Genomic DNA, 2034 nt, shown 5'->3' with positions numbered 1-2034 from the left:
GGTCGCCGCCGTCCTGGCACCTGCTGAGCGTCGCGAGAACGGGTCACCTACTCCGCGAAACCGCGACAACCTGGCCCAGACATGCGACGTCGACCGCTGCCGAGGTTACGTGGCAGGCGCCGCCGGATCACACACAGCACGGGGGCAACCTCCTCGGGTTCGACCACGATCGCCTTGCTGTTCCCACGACCCATGCAGGCCGGGCACACCTCACGCTCGTCGACTCGACAACGGGGCAGACGATCTGGAGCACGCGGCTCGACGGTGACGAGATAACGTCCGTGACCGGGAACGGCACGGACTCCATGATCGCAGTGACGTTCTCGGGTGCGTTGAGCTGCCTCGATTCCACCACCGGCGAGCTTCGTTGGGCCACAAACCTGCCGCGAAGTCGACACGGTCGCGTACTCAACGCCCCTGTTATCACCGATGACGGCAGACTTATCGTGGGCACCCTCGACCACCTGACCGGACTGTCGATGCAAACAGGGGCCGAGCTATGGACAACCCGCGCACTCGCGCCGGTGGACACGTTGATGACCTACGGGCGTGGATTGGCTAGCGGGCACGTTGTCGTCCTTCCGTTCAGTGGGCCTTACCGCGGGTTGACGGCAGTGGACAGCGGTGACGGCACAGTGCTGTGGAGCCAGACTTCCGGGCCGGCGCCGACGAGCACACTGACAGCAGTGCCTGGCACCGATCACGCCGTGGTGATGCGGGCCGAATCCGAAACGCTCGAATGCGTGGAACTGGCCACCGGTGCAATGGTGTGGCGCGCCGTCGTGGGCGGCAAGTTCACTACAGTTTCAGCAATACCGACATCAGCCGGGATCGTTGTCGTCACCGGCGACGGCACCGTTCATGTGCTCGACACGAGAACAGGAAGACCACTGACCAAGTCCACGCAGCTCACCAACGGCCAGTCGGATGGCTGGGGACCGTACAGATCCACCGGTATCGGCGTTGCGACGGATCCCGTCGCAGTCGGCGGTCAGGTCGTGGTGACAACTGTTTCCGGCGATGTCTGGGTGATCGATCCCGCGGGTGACCACGAATTGGTCGCCGCGCTCGGCCGACATGTCACCACCAGGCCCGTGCCAGTGCGCAACGACCGACTCGCCGTCCTTACGACGGACGCTCGTCTCGACGTCATTGCATGCCCACCGCGGAGCGTCTCGCGTGCCGACGGAGTAGGGGCAACCACGTGACGACGACCACGCCAACAATCACCGCGCCCTCGGCGTCTGACTTCGAAAGCATTCTCCGTGCCCGCCTTCCCAACCTGACAAGGACCGCGCAGGCAGTGGCGAACACCATCCTGGCCGATCCGCCCGCCGTCATTCACATGACTGTCACCGACATCGCCGAAGCCAGCGACACGTCGTTGGCCAGCGTCGTCCGGTTCTGCAAAGACATGGGATACAAAGGCTTTGCAGATCTGAAGATCAACCTCGCACGCCACGCACTGCCCGAGCAACAGACAGTGCACGAAGACGTCAATGCGACGGACTCGCCCAATACCGTCCTGCAGAAGATCGTTCGCAGTACGGCCGACGCAGTCAATACAGCGCTCGCGACCGTCGATTCGACAAGCTTCGACCAAGCCGTCGGGGTCCTGGCGTCGACTCGCCGGTTACTGATCGTCGGTGTCGGGACGTCGTGGCCGATAGTGCAGGATGCCGGATACCGCTTCCGTACCGCCGGACTGCTCACAGAAGCACCCATCGACAGCCACGGCCAGCACGTCAGCGCCAGCTTGCTCACGGACGAGGACACCTGCCTGGCCATCAGTCATACAGGCCAGACACGAGAGACGATCATGGCGCTGACGGCAGCTAAGAAAGCAGGTGCACGGACAATCACCCTCACCAGCTTCTACCGCTCCCCGATTACCACTCTTGCCGAGATCAATCTCATCGCAGGAAGTAAGGAAACGAATTACCGCGTCGAAGCGATGAGCAGCCGTATTGTTCACACAACTGTGCTGGACGCTTTGTTCGTAGCCGTCAGTCTGCAGAATCCTGTTGCGTCGAG

2 protein-coding genes are annotated in these 2034 nt (G+C 62.8%); both read left to right on the top strand.

Annotated elements, in window-relative coordinates:
- Window positions 1–1208 (top strand): outer membrane protein assembly factor BamB family protein (locus A2J03_RS11615; RefSeq protein ID WP_068373708.1); only part of this gene is annotated, 1208 nt, incomplete at its 5' end.
- Between the two features lie 95 nt (window positions 1209–1303).
- Window positions 1304–2034: MurR/RpiR family transcriptional regulator (locus A2J03_RS11610; protein ID WP_231912489.1), on the top strand; the 731-nt coding region annotated here is incomplete at its 3' end.

The sequence above is a fragment of the Rhodococcus sp. EPR-157 genome (assembly GCF_001647195.1).
Classification (GTDB): domain Bacteria; phylum Actinomycetota; class Actinomycetes; order Mycobacteriales; family Mycobacteriaceae; genus Rhodococcoides.
This window is presented reverse-complemented; position numbering and strand designations above follow the sequence as displayed.